Source organism: Microbacterium sp. PRF11, from assembly GCF_031844085.1.
GTDB lineage: Bacteria > Actinomycetota > Actinomycetes > Actinomycetales > Microbacteriaceae > Microbacterium.
Genome location: NZ_JAUZUP010000002.1, coordinates 309,926 through 332,175, shown reverse-complemented (window position 1 = coordinate 332,175; position 22,250 = coordinate 309,926). Strand labels below are relative to the sequence as shown.

Below are 22,250 nucleotides of genomic sequence, written 5' to 3'. Positions count from 1 at the left end.
GTGCGTCCGCGCCCGCTCACCGGGAGAGTGCGGCGCCGAGACGCCGCAGCACCGAGACGTGGCCGTCGTCGGGCGACAGCTCGAGGCGCGCGTGCGGGAGGGCCGCCTCGAGCAGGCGCGCGTGAGCGGGAGGGATGACGCGGTCGCTCTCCCCCTGAACGAGAAGCACGGATGCCGCGACCTCCGCCAGCTCGAACCCCCAGGGTCGGACGAAGGCGAGGTCGTCGTCGATGAGCCCGTCGGAACCGTCGGCTTCGGCGGCGCCGGCGTCGGCTCCGAGCGACGCCCACTCCCCCTCGAGCGCGGCGAAGTCGGCATCCACGAACTGCGTCGGATCGAACTCGTCGGTCTCGGCGAAGCGGCGACGCGCGGCCTCGCCCTCGACCGCGGCCCGCAGCCCTCCCGGCGCCCGCATGCCGGCGAACCAGGCGTCGTCGCCGGAGAACGGCGCGGGGCTCGCGAACGTCACGACCGCGCGGACGAGGGCGGGCATCACCGCGGCGCACGCGAGGGCGTGCGGACCCCCGCCGGACGCGCCGACCGAGACGACGGATGCCACCCCCAGCGCGTCGAGCACCGGGACGAGCCCCGCGGCGACGTCGGCCACGGTCCGCCCGGGGACCCGGGTCGACGCCGCATACCCGGGACGCGCCACCGAGACGACGGCGAGCCCGTGCGCGTCGGCTGCGGCTCGTACCGGCGGGAGGATCGCCCCGGTCTGCGGCGAGCCATGGTGCCACAGGAGCGCGTGGCGCCCGGCGACGTCGTCGTGCGAGGTGTGGACGTCGAGTCCCGCGATGAGCCTGCGCATGCGCCCAGGCTCGCACGGGCGGGCGGGCGCGCGCGAGGGGCGGGCGAGAGGTGCGCGCGGCCCCGGCGCCGGGCGGGGTGCGCGCGGCTCGCAGAATGTCGAGTGTCCAGGAAACCCGGGCGCAAGAGGCATCCCCTCCGGGTGTTCTGGACACTCGACGGGGATCCGGCGGGCGCGGAGGGCGCGCCCGCCATGCGGGGTCGGCGCACGACGCCCCGCCCGAGGGCGTTGAGTGTCCAGAACACGCCGAGCGAGGACCGCGCCATGCGGCGTGTTGTGGACACTCGGCGGTGGGGTTCGCGGTGGGGGGGTCCGGCGCCGGCCGATGCCTCGCGTCGCTGAACGTACAACATGTAAACATTTGATCTCGGCACCGTTCCGCCGTGGGATTCCCGCGGTTGCCGGCGGAGCAGCCCTCGCCGGATCCGGAGCCGCCCTGGCGGGAGCGGGGGCGTCGAAGATCGCCGCGGCTCTCAGCGGGTCCGGTGTCATGCTGATCGAGAAGGATCACGGGGTCGACCAAGGGCAGGGGCGCGACAGCTACGGGCACTTCGCATACGGGCAGGAATCAAAGCCGTGGGTCGATAAGGAGAAGCGTGGGCTGGACGAGGTCGAGGAAGAGGAGAGCGTGACGGTCATCCGGGATCAGGTTCGGTCCACCCTGAGCGGATCGACCCAGCACCGGTACTTCGATGGCTTCATTCAACGACCCGATGGCACGTACTCCGCTGTGGAAGTGAAGAGCGGGACCGCAATCGATAAATATCTTCGCAACGAGAAGAACCAACTGGGCTTCGACGAGGCGATCACTCCCGAGAACCCCGCAACCGCGATTCTGAGGGGCGAACAGATATCCATTACCAAAGTCATTCTGAAAGTGATCCCCTGACATGAGTCGTCATTACTACTCGCTGGACGGCAACTCCATGGAGTTCGGGTCGGATTACCGTCCGCCTCGCGAACACCTTGCCCATCTTCTGAGCCTCCTCCAGCAGGGACAGCGGTCGACGTTCATCTTCGGCCCGATGCCAGACGACGTGAATTTCGTCGCGTACGTCTACGAGGGCGGCAGCCCTGTTTACCTCCAGTGCGCCGGCACGAGTGACGCGATGACGATCGAGTGCCACAAGGTCGACGACGATGGACAGGACCGCCACTACATCGTGGGCCGCGGGGGCGACCACTCGGACCCGCCCACGGTCACGATCCCGTACTTCGAGGGCACGGCGAGCGCGACGGTCTACCCCGACGAGGTGTTCGCCCTCGACGATGCGACGGACATCTTCTTCCACTATTACGAGACGGGCGAGGTCCCCGACCGCTACCGCCTCCGCTGGTACGACCTCACCTGGCCCCAGCCGACGTCATGACGATCAGCTTCGACAGCGACCGGCACGACGCCTTCGTCGAGGCCCTGCGCACCGCGACGAACCGCATCCAGGATCACCTCGACGATCTCGACAGCGCCGTCGCGGCGGGCCGCGCGGAATGGAGCGGCCGGGCCCGTGACGCCTACGACCTCGCGCAACGGGAGTGGACCGAGAGCATGACGCGACTGCGCAGTGCTCTGGAACACGCGACGGAGGGGGCCACGCGAGCAGGACAGGCGTTCCGCGCCGCCGAGACGGCCGCCGCGCGCCTCTGGGCCTGACGCGTTCCGGATCAGCGGCCCCTCAGAGAATGACGCCGTACTCCTCGGCGAGCGCCGGCAGCTCCTCGTGGAGCTTGCGCGAGGCCTCCGCGGCCAGGGGGTTGGTCGAGACGCCGTTCTCGTTCACGAGCTTCCCGCCGACGTAGACCCGTTGCAGGTTGCGCAGGCCGCAGGCGAGCACGTAGCTGCGCACGGGGTTCCAGAGCGGACCGATGTCGGGCGTGCGCGGGTCGACGACGACGAAGTCGGCGAACTTGCCCACCTCGAGGCTGCCGACGCGGTCGTCGACGCCCATGATCTCGGCTCCGCCGAGGGTGTGCAGGCGCAGCACCCGCTCGGGCATCATCGACAGCGGATCGTGGGTGCGGGCGCGCTGCATGAACATGCCCATGCGCATGTTCTGCCACGGGTCGGCGACGTCGGTGCACGCCTGGTCGTCGAGGCCCATGCCGACCTTCATCCCGGCGTCCAGCATCTCGGGGACGTGGGCGATGCCCGACGCGAGACGCCCGTTCGATGCGGGCTGCCACGACATGCTGGCGCCGCCGGCGGCGGCATCCTGGATGATCTGCGGCGTCGTCTGGATGAAGTGGCCGAACATCATGCCGGGGCGCAGGGCTCCGGCGTTCTTGTACAGCTGGAACTTGGTCTGCTGGTGCTCGATCGCCTCGTACGTCTCGAGGAAGTGGGCCTGGTTGGTGACACCGAAGCGGTCCATGACGGCGACCTCGATCTCGGCCGCGTCGGGGCGGGTCGACCACTGCACCTGGCCCATGATCGAGGCGCCGAGGGCGATGTCGGGATCCATCGTGAGCACGTGGTCGAGCGACGCCTCGAAGCGGGCGAAGATCTCGTCGTCGGTGCCGACGGTGGCATCCAGCGCGATCGAGTCGACGAACCGGAGGCCGGCGTCGTGGCATCCATCGCTCTGGCGCGTGTGCCAGGCGTGGTCGCGCAGGATGCCGCCCCCGTCGGCGCGCTTGCCGTCGACCATCGGCTCCCAGGGCAGGAGCGGGTCGGTGAAGTTGTAGGCCGTGGTCACGCCGTTGGCGAGGAAGTCGAGCGAGCCGTGCAGCGTCGCCCAGTAGATGTGGTCGGCGGATCCGTTGGTGAGCACGCTGAACATCGAGGTGCACCAGCCGTACAGCGTCTGGTCGACGCCGAGGCCGCGCGAGCCGCTCGTGAAGAGGTGGCTGTGCGAGGAGACGAAGCCGGGGGCCACGAACTTGCCGTCGACGTCGAGGACCTCATCGGCCGTGACGCCCGGGTCGGGGTCGCCGGCACCGATCGCCGCGATGCGGCCGTCGCGCACGAGCATGTAGCCGCGCTCGATGTAGCCGGGGTCGTCGGTCCCCGCGGGGACCGTGATCAGACGTGCGTTCGTGACGAGGAGCGACATGTTGATGACGGTAACAATGGCGTGTTTCCGCGGTGTTCCGGGCTGGTGGCGGGTTGTTTGCGCGACGTCGGGCGGGGCCGGGACGGCGCCGTGTTTCGCCGGATGTTCGCGACGGCAACATCGCCGAAACGCGCGACTCCTACCCTCGGCGATACCCGCAGCTCACCCCGGAGGTCGCCATGATCACGGCCGGCACCACGTTCGGTTCCGACGTCGACGACATCGACGCGCTCGTCACCGACCCGCTCGCCCTCCTCGCGCGGTGGCTCCCGCCCCACGACAGCGAGCTCCGTCCCCTCGCGGCGCTGGCGACGGTCGGTCGCGACGGTCTCCCCTCGCTCCGGCACGTGCTCATCAGCGACGGGGATGCCACCGGCCTCACCTTCCACACCGACGCGGCGAGCGCGAAGGTCGCCGAACTCGCGGCGTCCCCCGTGGCGGCGATGTCGGTGGCGTGGCCGGAGGTGGGCCGCCAGGTCGTCGCGCGCGGGATCGTCGAGCGAACCTCCGCGGCCGAGGCCGCCGCCGTGTACGCAGACCGCTCCCGGTATCTGCAGACCCTGGCGTGGGTCAACACGGACGAGACGGCGCAGCTGCCCCAGGAGGCCCGACGGCACCTCTGGGCCGAGTTCGACGAGACGCACTCGACGCTCGATCCGCCCGACCGCTGGGTCGGCTTCCGTCTGCGTCCGCTCACGCTCACCTTCTGGCGCGGCGACGTACAGGGTCCCAGTTCCCGCCAGCACTACACGCTCACCGACGGTCGCTGGTCGGGCCGGAAGCTGGCGGGCTGAACCGTGGACATCACCACCGTCACCTCGTACCGCGCGGCGCACACCCGCGCCGACCTAACCCTGACCCCCGGCGAGGTCGTGATCGCGGGCGGCACCTGGCTCATGAGCGAGCCGCAGCCCGCGACGACGGGCTTCGTCGACCTCATGACCCTCGACTGGCCCGACCTCGAGGTCACCCCGGAGGGGCTGCGCATCGGGGCCACCTGCACCATCGCCCGGCTGCTGGAGTGGGCCGAGAACGACGCCCCCGCGCCGTGGACCTCGCTCGCCCTCGCCCGCCCCGCCGCCGACGCCCTGCTGGCGTCGTTCAAGATCTGGAACACCGCCACGGTCGGCGGCAACGTCTGCCAGGCCTTCGCCGCCGGGGCGATGATCGCGATGCTCTCGACCCTGGATGCCGTAGCCCTGGTGTGGACTCCCGATGGCGGCGAGCGCCGGATCGCCGTGGCGGATCTCGTCGTCGACAACCAGGAGACCTCGCTCGCCCCCGGCGAGGTGCTGCGCGCCCTCGACATCCCCGCCCGCGCCCTGTCCTCGCGCGTCGGTCTGCAGAAGATCGCCCTGGCGGAGCTCGGCCGCTCGGGCGCCGTGGTCACCGCCCGAGTCGACCCCGACGGTGCGGCGGTCTTCGTCGTGACGGCCGCGGTGCGCCGCCCCCGCGTGCTGCGCTTCTCGCGCGTGCCGGGTGCCGGCGAGCTGCGGGATGCCGTGGCCCGGGCGACCGATTTCTACACCGACCCGCTCGGCAGCGCCGACTGGCGCCGGGGCGTCAGCGTCGTGCTCGCCGAGCGGCTGCGCCAGGGGTTCTCCCGCGCGATGGAGGGGGCCGCGTGACCGCGCGCGGGGGTCGCGGCGTCCCGCGCTCCGGAGTACACGGCGCTCCGGCGCCCTCACCCCGGCATCTCGAGCCGAGAACGACCCTGTTCTCCGGAGCGCGGCACGGGGTCCCCGTCCGCCGAGGAGGCACCGCGTGAAGTTCGAGGTCAACGGGGCCGCGGTCGAGGCCGACCCCCGTCCCGGTCAGTGTGCGCGCACGCTGCTGCGCGAGACCGGCCACGTCGAGGTCAAGAAGGGCTGCGACGCGGGTGACTGCGGAGCGTGCTCGGTCCTCATCGACGGGACGCCGACCCACTCGTGCATCGTTCCGGCGATGCGTCTGGACGGCCGAATGGTGACGACCGCCTCCGGACTCGCTCCGGGCGACGAGCTCCATCCCGTGCAGGAGGCCCTGGCATCCGGTTTCGGTTTCCAGTGCGGATTCTGCAGCCCGGGCATGAGCGTGACGGCATCCACTCTCACCGCCGACGACCTCGGCGACCTCGACCGGCGCATGAAGGGCAACCTGTGCCGGTGCACGGGATACCGGCCGATCCGCGAGGCGATCCGGTCCTCGGTGCTCGGGCCGGTGCGCGAGACCGGTCCCGCGTCGCCCGCCCAGGCGTCCGCCGGCTGCGGCGGCACGTGCCCGGGGCACGAGACGACTCACGCGGATGACCAGGAGTCGTGCACGCCGCCCGGGGCAGCGGCATCCGTCACCGGACGCGTCGGCAGCTCGACCGTCCCGGAGGCCGCGCGCCGCGTCGTCCAGGGACGCGAGCCGTTCACCTTCGACGAGCCCGTGCCGGGCGGCCCGCCGCTCGTGCTGCGCGTCGTGACCTCGCCCCACGCGCACGCCCGAGTGGTCTCGATCGACACGTCCGCCGCGCTCGCCGTGCCGGGTGTGGCCGCCGTCTTCACCCACGAAGACGTCCCCGCCGTGCGGTACTCGACCGGGCGGCACGAGCACCGCACCGACGACCCCGACGACACGCGCATGCTCGACGACGTCGTGCGTCACGTCGGCCAGCGGGTCGTGGCGGTCGTGGCGGAGACGGCCGAAGCCGCGGATGCCGGATGCCGAGCGATCACCATCGAGTACGACGTGCTGCCCGCGGTGTTCGACCCCGAGGCCGCCCGGCGCCCCGGGGCGCCGCTGCTGCACCCCGACCGCACTCCTGAGGAGCGCGTGATGGAGGCGGGGCGCAACGTCGTCGCCGGGTTCCACCTGGGCCACGGCGGTGACATCGACGCGACCCTCGCCGCCAGTCACACGACCGTGACCGGCGAGTGGCGCTCCTCGCGCGTCACGCACGCGGCCCTGGAGACGCACGGAGCGGTCGGGTGGCTCGATGATGAGGGACGCCTGGTCATCCGCTCCTCGACCCAGGTGCCGTTCCTCGTGCGCGACGAACTCGCGCACGTCCTGGACCTCGCGCAGGACGACGTCCGCGTGTACGCGACGCGCGTGGGCGGGGGCTTCGGCGGAAAGCAGGAACTCTTCACCGAGGACCTCACCGCCCTCGCCGTGCTGAAACTCGGGCGGCCCGTCGCGTACGAGTTCTCCCGCACCGATCAGTTCGTGCGCGCCTCGCTCCGGCATCCGATGCGAGTGAAGACGACGCTGGGAGCGGATGCCGACGGCACCCTCACCGCGATGAAGATCGACGTGCTGAGCGACACCGGGGCCTACGGCAACCACGCCATCGGCGTGCTCTTCCACTCGTGCGCTGAGTCGACGACGCTGTACCGGGTTCCGGTGAAGTGGATCGACGCCGAGGCGGTCTACACGAACAACCCGCCGTCCGGCGCGTTCCGCGGGTACGGCCTCGGCCAGGTGGTCTTCGCGGTCGAGTCGGCGATGGACGCCCTCGCTGAGGAGCTCGGCATCGACCCCTTCGACCTGCGGCGCCTCAACGCGGTGCGCGAGGGCGACTCGCTCCACCCCGACGACGGCGAGGAGTCGCACGAGGAAGACCTCATCTGGGGCAGCTACGGCCTCGACCAGTGCCTCGACCTCGCGCAGGACGCGCTCCGGCGCGGCAACGGCGCCGAGGCCCCGGCGGGCTGGCTCGTCGGCGAGGGCATGGCCGCCGCGATGATCGCCACCATGGCGCCGCGCGGGCACATCGCCCACACGAGCGCGACCCTGCGCCCCGACGGCACCTACCTGCTGCGCGTCGGCACGGCGGAGTTCGGCAACGGCACCTCGACCGTGCACCGGCAGATCGCCGCGACCGTCCTCGACGCGGCCCCCGACCGGCTCGAGCTGTGGGCCGCCGACACCGACGCGGTGCGCCACGACACCGGAGCCTTCGCCTCGGCGGGGACGGTGGTCGCGGGCAAAGCCCTGTACGGCGCCTGCCTCGCGCTGAAGCGGCGGATGCTCGCCATCGCCGCCGACCTCACGGGGACGGATGCCGCGGAGGCCGAGGTCGTGGCATCCGGGATCCGTTGCGGAGGTCAGGTCGTGTCGTGGGCGCGCATCGTCGAGGCCGGCGGCGCGGGAGAACTCACCACGGACGGCGCGGAGTTCGGCGACTTCCGGTCGCTCGCGTTCAACGTGCACGCGGCGCGCGTGGCCGTGGACCCCGAGACGGGGACGGTGAAGGTGCTGCAGTCGATCCAGTCGGCGGATGCCGGGGTCGTCATCAACCCGGCCCAGTGCCGCGGGCAGATCGAGGGCGGCGCCGCCCAGGCCCTCGGCGGCGCGCTGTACGAAGAGGTGTACCTCGAGGACGGCGTCGTGCAGAACCCGGTGTTCCGCACGTACCGCGTGCCGCAGTTCGCCGACGTGCCCGACACCGAGGTGTACTTCGCCGAGACCGACGACACCCTCGGCCCGTTCGGCGCGAAGTCGATGAGCGAGTCGCCCTACAACCCCGTGGGAGCCGCGATCGGCAACGCGGTCTCGCGCGCGATCGGGCGACGCGGGTACGAGCTGCCGTTCTCGCGGGACCGCGTGTGGAGGTTGGCCGGCGGGGAGTGAGGTGGGGTGCGCGGACCCGTCCCGCTCGCAGGTGGCCCCGGGGCCACATACGACGCCCCGGGGCCACCCGCAGCGCCCCGACCTGACGGACTACCGCGCGACCGACACGGGCACCCGCGCTCGTAGATGGCCCCGGGGCCACATACGACGCCCCGGGGCCACCCGCAGCGCCCCTCAGAACCCGGCGCCGCCGCCGGGCCGGCTCAGCGCGGCTCGGCCCCCAGGTGCAGCACGGCCTCGGCGAGCGCGCGGATCCCCGCGGCCACGTCGGCCCCCGCCACCGCCTCGTCGGGGTGGTGGCTGATGCCGTCGGGGTTGCGGAGGAACAGCATCCCGACGTCGGTGATCGCGCCGATCGACATCGCGTCGTGCCCGGCGCGGCTGAAGAGGGTGGGGGCCTCGCCCCCGATTCCGGCGCGTACGACGTCCTGCAGCAGCGGAGCGCAGAACACCGCGGGGGCGCTGTGCACCTCCCGCGCGTTCCAGCGCAGGCCGCGGCGACCCATGATCGCGTCGAGCTCCAGCGAGATCTCCTCCCAGGCGTGGTCGCGGGAGTCATCGAACTCTCCGCGCAGGTCGAGCGAGAAGTGCGCCTCGCCCGGCACGACGTTCACCGCCCCCGGGAAGGCCTCGAGCTGACCGACGGTCCCCACGATGTGGTGCTCACCGCGGCAGATGCGCTCGACCGCGAGAGCGGCCTCGCTCGCACCGAGCAGGGCGTCACGGCGCATGTCGTAGGGCGTGCCGCCGGCATGCCGCGCCTCGCCCTCGACGACCAGCTGGAACCGCCGCGCCGACGCGATCGACGACACCGCGGCGAGCGCCTGGCCGCTCCGGTGCAGCTCCGGCCCCTGCTCGATGTGCGCCTCCAGGTAGCCGACCAGCTCGTCCGGTCGCCGCGCGGCCTCGCCCACGCGGCCGGGGTCGAGCCCGAACTCGCGGAAGGCCTCGCGCAGCGTCGAGCCGTCGGCATCCGTCAGCTCCCACCATGTGTCGTCCCATTGCCCGGCCACGGCCGACGACCCCAGCAGCGCCTTGCCGAACCGCGTGCCCTCTTCGTCGCTGAAGGCGATCACCTCGAGGGCGAAGGGGAAGGGACTGGATGCCGAGCCCTCGGCGTCGACGCGACGGAGGAGCCGCACGACCTCCATCGCCATCAGCACCCCGACGATGCCGTCGAAGCGTCCGGCGTCCGGGACGGTATCCAGGTGCGAGCCCATCAGCAGCGCCGGGGCGTCCGGGACTCCCCTGGGGGCGAGACGCCCGACCTGGTTGCCGGCGGCGTCTTGACGCGTGGTCATGCCGAGCTCGCGCATCCACTCCGCAGCGAGGCGGTTCACGCGCGCGTGCTCGGGAGAGAGGTAGACGCGCGTGATGCTCCCGGGCGTCGAGGTGACCCGGGCGAGCTCCTCGCAGCGCCCCATCACGCGGCGCGCGGCCGACGCGATCATCTCGGGCGCGACCTGCAGGCGTGTGGTGGCACTCACCGCCGCCACCATCCCGCGCGTCCACGCCGGCCGTGACGCGCGGCGAATGCACCCGGCGAGCGGTGCCCGGCGCACACAAGGCGCGCGTCGGCGCGCGCGGGGGTGGCGAGGAGCGTCACGACCGCGCCGCCGCGTAGACGGCCTGGGCCGCCTCGACGCCGCCGCCGGCGGGCACCGCTGCACCGTGGCGCCGCAGCACCGCCTCCAGGGCGGCGAGGGTGGTGAGCACGGCATCCGTGCGGGCGTTGTAGCCCATCGTGCCGATGCGCCAGACGCGGCCGTGGAGCGGCCCGAACGAGGTGCCGATCTCGATGCCGAAGTCGCTGAGCAGCTCGCTGCGCACGGCGTCGCCGACGACGGCATCCGGAATCTCCACCGCCACCACGTTGGTCATCTTGTGGGCCACGTCGCCGAAGACGGTCAGCCCGAGGCCCTCGACCCCCGCGAGCATCGCGTCCCCGTGCAGCCGGTGGCGGGCGATCACGGCATCCCGGCCCTCGAGAAGCAGCACGCGGGCGCACTCGCGCGCGCCGTAGAGCATCGTGGTGGCCTCGGTGTGGTGGTTGAGGCGGCGGGGCCCCCAGTAGTCGAGGACCATCGCGAGGTCGAAGTAGTTCGAGCGGATGAAGTCGGATGCCACGGCATCGCCCTCCTCCCGGATCCCCGCCTCGACCCGGGCGCGCGAGCGCACGACCTCCACCGCACGGTCGGACAGGCTGATCGGCGCCGATCCCGACGGCCCGCCGAGGCACTTCTGCAGGCCCGCGGTCGCGGCATCCAGGCCCCAGGCGTCCATCTCGAAGGGGTTCCCGCCGAGCGAGGCCGTGGCGTCGGTGTAGAAGAGGGCGCCGTGTGCGCGGCAGATCTCGCCGATCTCGTCGAGCGGCTGCAGCATGGTGGTCGAGGTGTCGCCCTGCACGCACGCGACGAGGTGCGGCTTCACCCGCTCGATCGCCTCGCGGATCGCGGACACCGGGAAGACCTGTCCCCACGGCACCTCGATCGTGTGCACCTCGGCGAGAGCCCGCTCGGCGATCTCGGCCAGCAGGTGGCCGAAGCGGCCGAACACCGGCACGAGCACGCGGTCGCCCGGCCGGATGAGCGAGATCATCGCGGCCTCGATGCCCGCACGGCTCGTGCCGTCGATGAGGATCGTCGCGTCGTTGCTCGTGCCCCACACCTGGCGGTACAGCTCCTGCGTCTCGTTCATGGTGGCGGTCATGAACGGGTCGTACTGCCCGACCAGCGGCGCCCCCATCGCGCGCAGCACGCTCGGGTACGCCGAGATCGGGCCGGGACCCATGAGCAGGCGGGCGGGCGGGTCGATCGGGCCGGGGAGGTGGGACATCAGGACTCCGTGGGGTGGGGGCGGACGGATGCCGAGAGCTCGGCGAGACGACGTGCGAGGCGTACGAGCGCGATGTCGGTGCCGGCGCGCGAGACGAGACAGACACCGACGGGGGCGCCGTCGACGCGGAGCAACGGCACCGATACCGCGGGCAGCCCCGCGATCGCGGCGGGCGCGGTCATGCGCAGGGTCGCGGCGCGCACGGCGTCGACGTCGGCGGTGCGCTGGGGCGCGGGGCCCGGCACGGTGGGGAAGAGCAGCACCGCATCATCGACCAGCTCGGCGAGGTCCGCGGCGATGCCCTCGAGCCCCTGCCGCGCGGCGGCTTCGTCGGCGGCCGTGATCCGCGAGGCGACGGCGAAGCGTTCGGCCACCGCGGGACCCACGGCCCCGGGGTGCGCACGCAACCACTCCCCGTTGTTGCGCCAGGCCTCGGCGCCCTGCACGGTGCGGAACGCCGTGAAGGCGGCATCCAGGTCTCCCGTGTGCACGGCGCGGAAGGGCGGCGGATCGTCGGATGCCGCGAGGCCGGCGAGAAAGCGGGAGAACGCCGCGCGGGTCTCCGGCTCGGTGCAGTCGAGGATCTCCTCCGGCACGAGGAACCGCCAGGGCAGGTCGTCGCCGGACGCGCCGTAGACGTTCTCGGTCGAGGCGGAGCCGTCGTAGCTCAGGCACCAGTCGGCGACGCGCTGCAGGGTCTCGCCGTCGCGGGTGAGCCAGCCGACCGTGTCGAACGACTGCGCGAGCGGGAGCATGCCCTGGCGCGGGACGAGGTCGTGCGTCGTGCGCAGCCCCCACAGGCCCTGGTAGGAGGCGGGAACGCGGATGGAGCCGGCGGTGTCGGTCGCGAGCCCGATGTCGGCGTGGCCGAGGGCGACGGCCGAGGCGGGACCGCTCGACGAGCCGCCGGGGAGGGCGCCCACCACCGCACCGTTGGGAGGAGTGCCGTAGTGCGCGTTGTCACCGGCGATCGAGTACGCGAACTCGTCGGTACGGGCGATCCCGCGCAACGAGGCACCCGCGCGGAGCAGATCGGCGACGGCGGGCGCGGTGGCCTTCTCGGGCCGAGCCTGCTCGAGGTACGTCGGGTTGCCCGCGCCGATGCGGAAACCGGCGATCGCGAAGAGGTCTTTGACGGCGACGGTCAAGCCGGCGAGCGTCCCCTCCCACGCGCCCTGCAGGAACGGGTCGCCGACGCTGCGCCAGACGGACCGGTCGAGCGGGGGCGTGCGCGGAGCGACGTGGGCGGCCGTGATGAGCCATCGCCCGTCGAGCCGCTGCCACACCTGCGTCTGCAGGCCCCGCCCTCCGCCGTGGAAGCGCGAGACCGACATGAGCAGGGCGGTGTCGGGCCCGAGGGCGCGATAGTGCACCTCGACGATGTCGCGCGCCGGGACCCCACCACGCAGCGAGCGGAAGCCGCTGATCGCATCGTGTCCGACGAGCAGGCCCGCGGGGTCACCGCGCAGGGTGTCGGGGCCGGGCTCGAAGAACGCGTCGAGGGCGTCGAGGTCGTTCGCGACGATCGCCCGCTCGTACGCGTCGAACGCGGCGCGGAGGTCGGCGGGGATCGGTGCGGGCGCGGCCTCCGTGGGGCCTGCGTCGGTGGCCACCGGCCCGGAGGTCGCGGTCGGCGGGGTCATGGCATCCGTCACGAGCGTCGCCCGCCTCTCAGCGGCGTTGAGTGTCCGAAAAACCCGGACAGCCTGAGAGGTCGTCCGGGTGTGGTGGACACTCGACGGGAAGGAGCCGACTCAGGGGCGCCGAGCCTCAACGGCGGGCCCGCGGCCACGGCGGCCTCGGCCCGGGCCAGGGCAGCGGCGAGAACGGGGCTCATTCGGCGTCTCCTTCGGGACCGGATGCCACGGCCTCGGGCTCCGTGGCCGGGACGCCGGCGAAGTCGGCCTCGCGGATGCGCGCGTGCACGCCCGAGACGATGTCGACGACCTGCGAGATGTCGAAGTCGGTCGCCGCCGACAGGTAGGCGTAGGCGAGGTGCTCGTCCATGCCCCAACGCCCGCCGAGCAGCGACAGCGCCGAGCGCACGCACGCGCGCATCGCGGCGTCGAGGTCGGGGTCCATCCCGGTGGGCACGAGGTACTCGGGGGTGCGCACCAGGGGACCGGTGACCTCGCCGAAGGCGGAGCGGGCGACATCGGCGGGGATCACCTCGAAGCGCAGCGTCGCCCGCAGCGACGCCTCGAGGGCGGTGAGAGCGACCTCGCCGTCGCCCTGCGCGAAGTGCGGGTCGCCGATGTAGGCGAGCGCCCCCTCGACCTGCACGGGGAGGAACAGCGTCGTGCCCTCGACGAGGAGGTTGATGTCGATGTTGCCGCCGTGGGTACCGGGCGGGACGGAGTGCGGACGCTCGCCTCCGGCCACGGCGACCCCCATCGTGCCGAGGAACGGCGCGAGCGGGAACGACACCGCGGGATCGCCGCCCTCGACGAGGGGAAGCGTGCCGTGCAGGATGCCGTCGCGCTCGGCGACCGCGGCGAACACGCTGACGTTGTGCTCCCCGCGCGGCAGCTCGCCGACGAGGGCGCCCTTGCCGTGCCGGTTCGAGATCACGCCGTACGGCACACGCGGGACGAGCGATTCGACCGCGATCTTGAGCAGGTCGCCGGGGTGCGCACCCCTCACCCGCACCGGACCGACCACGACATGCGGCCCGTCGGCGAAGGGGTCCCGCGAGACGGATGCCGCGATCTTGATCGCGTCGTCGAGCACCTGCTCGCGCGGCACGCCGTGGGCCGCGAAGAAGGCGCGGGGGTCTTTGCCCTGGTCGTCGAGGATGCCCTCGTGGCTGACCGTGTCGATCGTGACGCTCTCGCCCGAGGAGATCTCGAGCACGGGGGCGTCCGTCGCGCAGGGCAGACGACCCCAGAGCACGGTGTCAGGGGTGGCGGGCAGGTAGTGGGCGGCGGGGATCGGACCGACCCCCGGCTGGAGGATCGGGACGACGGGGGCGGGCATCCGCGAGCCGCGGTGGCCGAGCGCGTCGGGTCCGGACTTTTCGACGGGCTCAGGAATCTTCGTTGCGACCGGGACGCGGTGGCTTCCGGTCGGGACGCCGGGCCGGGGTGCCGTCGGCGCGCTCATGCCTTCACCACCGCGGACGTGCGCAGGATCTCGCGCCCCTCGCGCTCGGTCACGGCAGCCCCGCGCCGGTAGGCGGGTTCTCCGCGCAGCCAGGTCTCACGGACCACCCCGGTGAGGGTCTGGCCGTGCCACGGCGAGACGGGGTTGCGGTACTCGAGGGCCTCGGCATCCACCGTGAACCGCTCGTCGGGCGCGAACGCCACCACGTGCGCGGGAGCCCCGGGAGCGATGACCCCGAGCCCCTCCAGACCGGCGATGCGGGCGGGCCCGGTCGTGAACAGCGGCAGCAGCGACTCGAACGACAGTCCACGCTCCCGGGCCGTCGTGTGCACCGCCGAGAGACCCGTCTGCAGTCCCGCGATGCCGCCCCACGCGAGCCCGAAGTCGGGGTTGCCCTTGAGTTCGACGGTCGCGGGCGAGTGATCGCTGACGATCGCGTCGATCGTCCCGTCGACGACGCCCGCCCACAGGAGGTCGCGGTTGTCGCCACCGCGGATGGGCGGACAGCACTTGAAGGCCCCGGCGCCGTCCGGGACGGCCGCCGCATCGAGGGTCAGGTAGTGCGGGCAGGTCTCGACGGTGAGACGGACGCCCTCGGCCTTCGCGGCACGGACGGCGTCGAGCGCTCCCCCGTCGGACACGTGCACGATGTGCGCGCGCGCCCCGGTGCGCCGGGCGGCGTCGATGACGCGCAGGATCGCCGCGCGCTCGCTGAGCGGAGGGCGGCTCGCCTCGAAGTCGCGATAGCGCGGGCCCAGGGCGCCGTCGGCGTGCAGGTGCGCCGGGTCCTCGGCGTGGACGATGAGCAGTCCGTCGAACTCGGCGAGCTCGGCGAGGCACCGCTCGAGCTGCTCGGCGTCGAGGTGACCGAACTCGTCGATCCCGCTCGGGGACAGGAAGCACTTGAATCCCACGACCCCGGCGTCGGCGAGGGCGCGCAGCGATCCGAGGTTCTCGGGGACCGCGCCTCCCCAGTACGCCACGTCGACGGCGAGCTTTCCTACGGCGGCCGCCCGCTTGGCATCCAGAGCCTCCGGCGTGGTCGTGACGGGGAGGCTGTTCAGCGGCATGTCGACGACCGTCGTGACGCCGCCCGCGGCCGCGGCGGCGGTGCCCGTGGCGAAGCCCTCCCACTCGGTGCGACCGGGTTCGTCGAGGTGCACGTGGGAGTCCACGAGGCCGGGCAGGAGCACGGCGTCGGCGGGCAGCACCGTGTCGGCCGAGACGTCGAACGGGTCGAGAGATGCGATGACGCCGTCGTCGATGACGACCGTGGCGGGGACGAAGGCCCCGTCGACGAAGACGCGGCGGGCGGCGATCCGGGTGGTCATGGCGCTCACGCTAGGCGCCTCGCGTTTCGCAGATGTAACCGTCATCAACATTCATGCGTAAACCCCGAGATCCGCCGGCTGGGGAGGAGGGGTCGCACCCGCCGGAGCGGCGACCGGCACGCCGGGGCTGGACGCTGTTGGTGGCCCCGGGGCGACAGAGGTGGCCCCGGGGCCACCGACGGCCTGGGGCAGCGACACGCCGCGCTTGTCCTGCACCCCGGGGTCACCCGCGACGGGGCGCGACGGCGCGTCGTACCCGCCGATGCCACCCGCGACGAACCCCCGGGGCGGCGTCGCGTACTCGTCGCGCTTGCTCGTGCCGAGGCCCATGCGCACCATTCCGGATGCCATGCCCACGGCCGCCGCGACCCCGTCGACGACGGGCACGCCGACGCGGCTCGTCAGCTCGGCGCAGAGATCGGCCATCCCGGCGCAGCCGAGCACGATGACATCGGCGCCCCCGGCGGCCGCATCGGCGCCGTAGCGCGCGATGGTCTCGACGGCGAGCGACTCGGTGTCCTCGAGATCGAGCACCGGGATGCCCGTCGCGGCGAGCGAGACGCACGCCCGCTCCATGCCGTACCGCGCCACGAGATCGTGCGCCCGGCCGAGCGTGCGGCTGAGGGTCGTGACGACGCCGAAGTGCCGACCCGACACCGCGGCCAGGTGCATCGCGGCCTCGGCGATGCCCAGCACGGGCACCTCGACCAGCTCACGCGCCGCGTCGAGGCCCGGGTCGCCGAAGCACGCGATCACGTAGGCGTCGGCGGGGTCGGCGCCGTCGCGATCCGCCGCGATCAGCTCGACCACGGCCGCCGCCGCGAGGATCTCGTCGGTGTGGCTCTCGATCGCCGCCGCACCGACGCCCGGGCAGACGGCGTCGATGCGGACGTCGGGCCCCGCCACCCCCCGGGCGGCGTCCGCGATCTTCGCGGTCATCGCCCGGGAGGTGTTGGGGTTGATGAGCAAAATTCTCACGCGAGCGCCTCGCGCGGGCCCGCGACCGGCCGATCGAGCGACGGGACCGTGCCGCGCTCCGGAGTCGCGGCATCCTGAGCCTCCCGCGCGAGCACCGCGGCCGCATCCGGAGCCGGAACTCCGGAGCCCGGAACGGGGGCAGCGACAGCCGGCGCCTCGGCGACCGCGTCGACGGTGCCGTCGGAGATGCCCTCGGTCTCGCCGTCGAACGTGGGGATACGGGGGTCCATGCGCTCGAACAGCAGGAACAGCACGTATCCGAGGCCGCAGCCGATGAACCAGCTGTAGTCGCTGATCGCCGAGATGTTGAACAGGCCCAGGTCGGCGAAGAGCTTCGGGAAGATCGCGATCAGCACGGTCGGCACGCCCGCGGCGATGACGGCCTTGACCGCGTTCGGGTTGAAGCCGTTGCGGTACCAGTAGGGGCCCTCGGCATCCATCGTGAACATCGCGTCGACCTTCACGCGCTGGCGAGCGGCGATGTAGTAACCGGCGATCAGGATGCCGAAGAGCGGGCCGATCAGCGCACCCAGCACGCCGAGCGAGTAGTGGATGGCGTCGGCGTTGGAGTACCAGTTCCACGGCATGAGGAACGTCGAGCCGACCGCGGCGATCATGCCGCCCGCGCGCCACGAGATCTTCTTGGGGGCGACGTTGGAGAAGTCGAACGCGGGCGAGATGAAGTTGGCGACGATGTTGATGCCGACCGTGGCGGTGACGAAGGTCAGGCCGCCGAGCAGGATCCCGAAGGGCGTGTCGATCTGCTCGACCGTCTTGATGGGGTCGGTGATGAGCGCGCCGAACACCGGCACGGTGGCCGAGGCGGTGATGACGGTCAGCAGCGAGAAGAAGAGGAAGTTGATCGGCAGGCCCCAGAAGTTGCCCTTCTTGACCGCGGCGAAGCTCTTGCCGTATCGGGCGAAGTCGCCGAAGTTCAGCATCGGGCCCGAGAAATACGACACCACGAGGGCGATCGCGGCGAACATCACGGGGATCGACGCCCAGAAGTCGAGCTGCGTCGTCGAGAGGGTGAAGGAGATGTTCTGGATGCCGGCCTGCGACACGAGGTACACGGCGAGCACGATCATGACGAGGTACACGGCCGGGCCCGCCCAGTCGATGAAACGGCGGATGACCTCCATGCCGTTCCAGAAGAGCAGGAACTGCGCGGTCCAGAGGATCGCGTAGGAGATCCATCCGAGTGCCGACAGGCCCGCGAACGAGACGTCGAGCAGGGCCGCGGAACCCGGGATGAACTTCAGGAACACGATGTTCAGCGACTCGGCCGCGAGGAACGTCTGCACCCCGTACCAGGCGATCGCGATGAGACCGCGGATGATCGCGGGGATGTTCGCACCCCGGATGCCGAAGACCACGCGGTTGATGACGGGGTAGGGCACGCCCGTCTTCTGACTGGGCTTGGCGACCATGTTGGCGAAGACCTGCACGATCACGATTCCGGCGATCAGCGCAACGAGCACCTGCCACGACTGCAAGCCGAGGGCGAAGAGCGAACCCGCGGTGACGTAGCCGCCGACCGAGTGCACGTCGCTCATCCAGAACGCGAAGATGTTGTAGCTCGACCACTTCTGCTTCCGCAGGGGCGCGAGGTCCTCGTTCGCGAGGCGCTCGTCGTAGTGGGGCTTCATGTTGCCGCCCCCGTGGGGGTGGCCGGCAGCCTCCACGAGATCGTGGGGGCCGGTGAGCGGGGTGGACGTCATGGGATTTCCTCTCAGGGCGATGGATGCCACGACGTGGAGTCCGCGGCCGGAGTGGAGCATTGATGTGAAGTTATGGGTTCACGTCACCCGGCTGGGTTCGCTCGTGTAACAGCTGTGTGAAGTCACTCCTTCACAAGGAGGGCGTCCGTAGACTCGGGCCATGTCGCAGTCGCCCGTCGTCGAAGCCGCCGCCGTCGAGCCGGGGCCCGCGGGTGTCGGCGCGCGGATCCGCGACCTGAGACAGGCCCGCGGCATCTCGGCTCGGACGCTCGCGAAGACGCTCGGCATCTCCCCCAGCGCCGTCTCGCAGATCGAGCGCGGCGTCATGCAGCCGAGCGTCTCGCGCCTCATCGCCATCACCGACGCCCTCGGCGTGCCGCTCGTCGCGGCCTTCGATCCGGCATCCGATCGCCCCGCTCCGGCCGTCGGGCCCTCGGGCTTCACGCTGCAGCGCGCGGGGCAGTCACCCGACATCGTGCTCGACAGCGGAGTGTCGTTCCGCCGCCTGACGCCGGGCACCTCGCCCGGCGTCGACTACTTCGAGTCGATCTACCCGCCCGGCGCCTCGGCGCACGGGGCCGACGGCCTCTTCCATCACGAGGGCTACGAGGTCGGGACCGTCGTCGCGGGCGAGCTGACGATCGACTTCGAGGCCGAGCGCGTGATCCTGCGCGCCGGCGACGCGATCAGCTACCCCTGCTCCGTGCCGCACCGGCTGCACAACACCGGGGACGTGGACGCCGTCGCGCACTGGTTGATCGTGCACGCCTGAGGGCGGGCGCGGATGGCGTGCGCGGTCCGCGCGCGGGCGTGGCCCCGGGGCCACTTCCGGCGCCCCGGGGCCACCTCTCTACGTCGCTGGCCGAGCGCCGTGGTATCTCCGCCGCGCGCCGTGCGTAAGCAGATGGCCCCGCGGCCACTTCCGGCGCCCCGGGGCCACCTCTCTACGTCGCTGGCCGAGCGCGGTGGCATCTCCGCCGCGCGCCGTGCGTAAGCAGATGGCCCCGCGGCCACTTCCGGCGCCCCGGGGCCACCCCGCGACACCCCGCCCGAATGTTCCCGACAGCAACATCGCCGACACATCGCGCCACAGCCCCGTAACGCGGCGCCCCTAGCCTGACCGGCATGCACCTCACCGAGTTCAACGTCGCCGACGACGCGGACGCCACGGCCGTCGCCCGCGTCTGGGCCGACGTCCCGGGATGGGTCGACGCCGTCGTCGCGGGCCGCCCCTACGCGAGCGTCGAGGCGCTCGCCTCCTACGCCGGGGACCTCGCCTCCGCCTGGTCGCCGCAGGATCTCGAGGCCGCGCTCCACGCCCACCCCCGCATCGGGGCGAGGGTGTCGGGCGAGGGCGCCGAGGCCGCGGCATCCCGTCGCGAACAGGGTTCGATGGCGTCCGCCGCCGATGACGACGTCGCCGCGATCGCCGCGGGCAACGCCGCGTACGAGGAGCGCTTCGGTCGCGTCTTTCTCATCCGCGCGGCGGGTCGCACCCCGGGCGAGATGCGCGCCGAGCTCGAACGCCGCCTCGGGAACGATCCCGACGCCGAGACCATCGAAGCCACGCGGCAGCTCGCCGAGATCGCCCTGCTGCGCCTGCGCACCACCTTCGCCGACGACGCCCCCGCCGAGCCAGAGGCCGCGGAATGACCCATCTCACCACCCATGTCCTGGATGCCACGGCCGGCACGCCCGCAGCCGGCGTCGCCGTGACGCTGGCCCATCTCGACGGTGCCACCATCGACTCCGCCGCCACCGACGCGGACGGACGCCTCGCCCTCGGCCCCGACCGGCTCGACGACGGCGACTACGCGCTGACGTTCGCGACGGGCGCCTACTTCCGCTCGCGCGGCGTCGCGTCGTTTCACCCGGTCGCGACGATCGCGTTCACCGTCTCGGGAGAAGCGCACCTGCACGTGCCGCTGCTGCTGAGCCCCTTCGCCTACTCGACCTACCGCGGCAGCTGAGGAGCGTCATGAAGGTCATCGTCATCGGCGCCGGCGTCGGCGGAACCTCCGCCGCCCTCGCCCTGCAGAAGCTCGGTCACGAGGTCGTCGTGTACGACCGCATGCGCGAGAACCGTCCGGTCGGCGCAGCCCTGTCGCTGTGGTCGAACGGCGTGAAGGTGCTCAACTGGCTGGGCCTCGGCCCCGAGGTCGCCGCCCTCGGCGGGCGCATGGACGACATGGCCTACTACGACGGCCACACCGGCGACGAGCTCTGCCGCTTCAGCCTCGCCCCCGTCACCGCGCAGACCGGCCAGCGCCCCTACCCCGTCGCAAGAGCCGACCTGCAGCAGCTGATGATGGATGCCGTCGGCCCGTCGCACATCCACCTCGGCAAGCAGCTGACCGGGGTCGCCGAAACCGACGGGATCGTCACCGCCACCTTCGCCGACGGCTCCACCGACACCGCCGATTTGCTGATCGGAGCCGACGGGGCGCGGTCGCTCGTGCGGGATTACGTCACCGAGCCGAGCGGCATCCGCCCCGAACGCTCCTACTCGGGCTACGTGAACTACAACGGCCTCGTCGCGGCCGACGAGCGGATCGGGCCGCTGGATCAGTGGACGACGTACGTGGGCGATGGCAAGCGCTGCGCCGTCATGCCCGTCGCAGGCGACCGCTTCTACTTCTTCGTCGACGTGCCCGGGCCCTCGGGTGTGGTCGAGGACCGCATGGCGGCTCTCGAGCACGCCTTCGGATCGTGGGCCGCTCCGGGGGTGCGGGCGCTGCTCGACGGCATCGACCCCGACGAGTCGCTCAACCGCGTGGAGATCTGGGACATCGACCCCTTCGACACCTGGGTGCGAGGGCGCGTCGCGATCCTCGGCGACGCGGCGCACAACACCGCCCCCGACATCGGTCAGGGCGCCTGCTCTGCGCTCGAGGACAGCTTCGCGCTCGGCATCGTCTTCGCCACCTCGACTCTCGGCGTCGAGGACTCGCTCAAGCGCTACGAGCGCATCCGCACCGAGCGGGCGGGCGACCTCGTGCTGCGTGCCCGCAAGCGCGCCCATGAGACGCACGCCTTCGACGTCGCCGCGACCCAGGCCTGGTACGACGGCCTCCGCCGCGAGGACGGCACGGGCGTGATCCGCGGCATCGTGGGCAACATCGAGGGGAGCCCCGTGGAGCTCGGCGCGAGCGTGCTGCGCTGAGGGCGGCGTTCTCGAACCTCATCCCCCTTCTGGCCGCCGGCGCGGGCGGCTCTGCACCCTCGTCCCACTTCTGACTGCCGGCGCGGGCGGCGCCGCGATACGCCATGTCCCACTTCTGGCTGGTCCCGCGGGCGCCAGCCCGCACAATGTGGGACACGGCCTGCACAAAGTGGGACATGGTCTGCGCGAACGGGGATGCGGACGCGCCGGCAGGGTCGGGCGTGTGACCCCGCGTGACGCCGACCCGCCGACCCCCGCGACCCGCCGTGGCACCGTGGGACGGACACATCCACGCCGCCGGGAGGCACCATGTCCGAGTACTTCGACCGCACCGCCGACAAGACCTACACGAAGGTCTACAAGGCCGAGACGCCCGACATCCTCGCCGCGTTCGCCGCGTTCGACCAGGCCGTGTTCGCCCCCGAGGGTCGCGCGATCCCGCTGAAGTACCGCGAGCTCATCGCCCTGGCCGTGGGCATCACGACGCAGTGCGTGTACTGCATCGACGGGCACTCGCAGAACGCCGTGAAGGCCGGTGCCACCGAGGCCGAGCTCGCCGAGGCCGCCTGGGTCGCGACCGCCATCCGCGCGGGCGGGGGCTACGCCCACGGACGCCTCGCCTTCAAGCTGGCCGACGACGCCCGCCCCCACCAGCACTGA

Annotated in this window: 20 protein-coding genes; 11 read left to right on the top strand and 9 right to left on the bottom strand. The window is 72.2% G+C overall.

The window, feature by feature from the left end; all coding sequences use genetic code 11:
- Positions 1 to 16: 16 nt before the first annotated feature.
- Positions 17 to 811 (bottom strand): alpha/beta fold hydrolase, encoded by a 795-nt coding sequence (locus tag Q9R20_RS07135; RefSeq protein ID WP_311248682.1) that lies wholly within the window; start codon positions 809 to 811, stop codon positions 17 to 19.
- Positions 812 to 1,301: 490 nt separating this feature from the next.
- Between Q9R20_RS07135 and Q9R20_RS07130 the strand changes: the two genes are divergently transcribed.
- From Q9R20_RS07130 to Q9R20_RS07120, 3 genes are all read left to right on the top strand, one after another.
- Positions 1,302 to 1,700 carry a hypothetical protein gene (locus Q9R20_RS07130; RefSeq protein ID WP_311248681.1) on the top strand — a complete coding sequence of 133 codons (399 nt, stop codon included), beginning with the start codon at positions 1,302 to 1,304 and terminating at the stop codon, positions 1,698 to 1,700.
- Positions 1,701 to 1,836: 136 nt separating this feature from the next.
- On the top strand, positions 1,837 to 2,181 hold the full coding sequence (locus Q9R20_RS07125) for a hypothetical protein (protein WP_311248680.1): 345 nt from the start codon (positions 1,837 to 1,839) through the stop codon (positions 2,179 to 2,181).
- Positions 2,178 to 2,462 (top strand): WXG100 family type VII secretion target, encoded by a 285-nt coding sequence (locus Q9R20_RS07120; protein WP_295835472.1) that lies wholly within the window; start codon positions 2,178 to 2,180, stop codon positions 2,460 to 2,462. Before Q9R20_RS07125 ends, Q9R20_RS07120 begins: the two co-directional genes overlap by 4 nt.
- A gap of 22 nt (positions 2,463 to 2,484) precedes the next feature.
- Here the strand turns inward: Q9R20_RS07120 and Q9R20_RS07115 are convergent, their stop codons facing one another.
- The gene (locus Q9R20_RS07115; RefSeq protein ID WP_311248679.1) at positions 2,485 to 3,861 is read right to left on the bottom strand and encodes an amidohydrolase family protein; all 1,377 of its coding nucleotides are present in this window, start codon (positions 3,859 to 3,861) and stop codon (positions 2,485 to 2,487) included.
- Between the two features lie 179 nt (positions 3,862 to 4,040).
- On the opposite strand from Q9R20_RS07115, the gene Q9R20_RS07110 reads away from it, so the two are divergent.
- The 3 genes from Q9R20_RS07110 to Q9R20_RS07100 all read left to right on the top strand — a co-directional run bounded on the left by Q9R20_RS07110 (position 4,041) and on the right by Q9R20_RS07100 (position 8,460).
- Positions 4,041 to 4,655 (top strand): pyridoxamine 5'-phosphate oxidase family protein, encoded by a 615-nt coding sequence (locus Q9R20_RS07110; RefSeq protein ID WP_311248678.1) that lies wholly within the window; start codon positions 4,041 to 4,043, stop codon positions 4,653 to 4,655.
- 3 nt (positions 4,656 to 4,658) lie between these two features.
- Positions 4,659 to 5,489 (top strand): FAD binding domain-containing protein, encoded by an 831-nt coding sequence (locus Q9R20_RS07105; protein WP_311248677.1) that lies wholly within the window; start codon positions 4,659 to 4,661, stop codon positions 5,487 to 5,489.
- Positions 5,490 to 5,625: 136 nt separating this feature from the next.
- Positions 5,626 to 8,460: a molybdopterin cofactor-binding domain-containing protein gene (locus Q9R20_RS07100; protein ID WP_311248676.1), complete on the top strand. Its 2,835-nt coding sequence runs from the start codon at positions 5,626 to 5,628 to the stop codon at positions 8,458 to 8,460.
- 203 nt (positions 8,461 to 8,663) lie between these two features.
- On the opposite strand, the gene Q9R20_RS07095 is transcribed toward Q9R20_RS07100, so the two are convergent.
- The 7 genes from Q9R20_RS07095 to Q9R20_RS07065 form a co-directional block, all read right to left on the bottom strand.
- The gene (locus Q9R20_RS07095; protein ID WP_396653676.1) at positions 8,664 to 9,911 is read right to left on the bottom strand and encodes an allantoate amidohydrolase; all 1,248 of its coding nucleotides are present in this window, start codon (positions 9,909 to 9,911) and stop codon (positions 8,664 to 8,666) included.
- 151 nt (positions 9,912 to 10,062) lie between these two features.
- Positions 10,063 to 11,295 carry an alanine--glyoxylate aminotransferase family protein gene (locus Q9R20_RS07090; RefSeq protein WP_311248674.1) on the bottom strand — a complete coding sequence of 411 codons (1,233 nt, stop codon included), beginning with the start codon at positions 11,293 to 11,295 and terminating at the stop codon, positions 10,063 to 10,065.
- Complete coding sequence (locus tag Q9R20_RS07085) at positions 11,295 to 12,938, bottom strand: AtzH-like domain-containing protein (RefSeq protein ID WP_311248673.1); 1,644 nt, start codon at positions 12,936 to 12,938, stop codon at positions 11,295 to 11,297. The genes Q9R20_RS07090 and Q9R20_RS07085 overlap by 1 nt, the downstream gene beginning before the upstream one ends.
- Before the next feature lie 190 nt (positions 12,939 to 13,128).
- The gene (locus Q9R20_RS07080; protein WP_311248672.1) at positions 13,129 to 14,271 is read right to left on the bottom strand and encodes an acetamidase/formamidase family protein; all 1,143 of its coding nucleotides are present in this window, start codon (positions 14,269 to 14,271) and stop codon (positions 13,129 to 13,131) included.
- 122 nt (positions 14,272 to 14,393) lie between these two features.
- A complete protein-coding gene (allB, locus tag Q9R20_RS07075) occupies positions 14,394 to 15,728 on the bottom strand; it encodes an allantoinase AllB (protein ID WP_311248671.1) in 1,335 nt (444 codons plus the stop codon).
- Between the two features lie 51 nt (positions 15,729 to 15,779).
- Positions 15,780 to 16,706, bottom strand: a complete 927-nt coding sequence (locus Q9R20_RS07070; protein WP_311248670.1) for an aspartate/glutamate racemase family protein — start codon at positions 16,704 to 16,706, stop codon at positions 15,780 to 15,782.
- Positions 16,703 to 18,427, bottom strand: a complete 1,725-nt coding sequence (locus tag Q9R20_RS07065) for an NCS1 family nucleobase:cation symporter-1 (RefSeq protein ID WP_311248669.1) — start codon at positions 18,425 to 18,427, stop codon at positions 16,703 to 16,705. The genes Q9R20_RS07070 and Q9R20_RS07065 overlap by 4 nt, the downstream gene beginning before the upstream one ends.
- A 160-nt stretch (positions 18,428 to 18,587) precedes the next feature.
- On the opposite strand from Q9R20_RS07065, the gene Q9R20_RS07060 reads away from it, so the two are divergent.
- From Q9R20_RS07060 to Q9R20_RS07040, 5 genes are all read left to right on the top strand, one after another.
- A complete protein-coding gene (locus tag Q9R20_RS07060) occupies positions 18,588 to 19,199 on the top strand; it encodes an XRE family transcriptional regulator (RefSeq protein WP_311248668.1) in 612 nt (203 codons plus the stop codon).
- Positions 19,200 to 19,552: 353 nt separating this feature from the next.
- The gene (gene uraD, locus Q9R20_RS07055; RefSeq protein WP_311248667.1) at positions 19,553 to 20,080 is read left to right on the top strand and encodes a 2-oxo-4-hydroxy-4-carboxy-5-ureidoimidazoline decarboxylase; all 528 of its coding nucleotides are present in this window, start codon (positions 19,553 to 19,555) and stop codon (positions 20,078 to 20,080) included.
- Positions 20,077 to 20,397, top strand: coding sequence for a hydroxyisourate hydrolase (uraH, locus tag Q9R20_RS07050; RefSeq protein WP_311248666.1), 321 nt, complete (start codon positions 20,077 to 20,079; stop codon positions 20,395 to 20,397). The genes uraD and uraH overlap by 4 nt, the downstream gene beginning before the upstream one ends.
- Before the next feature lie 8 nt (positions 20,398 to 20,405).
- Positions 20,406 to 21,590 carry an FAD-dependent urate hydroxylase HpxO gene (gene hpxO / locus Q9R20_RS07045; RefSeq protein ID WP_311248665.1) on the top strand — a complete coding sequence of 395 codons (1,185 nt, stop codon included), beginning with the start codon at positions 20,406 to 20,408 and terminating at the stop codon, positions 21,588 to 21,590.
- A gap of 309 nt (positions 21,591 to 21,899) precedes the next feature.
- A complete protein-coding gene (locus tag Q9R20_RS07040) occupies positions 21,900 to 22,250 on the top strand; it encodes a carboxymuconolactone decarboxylase family protein (protein WP_055959812.1) in 351 nt (116 codons plus the stop codon).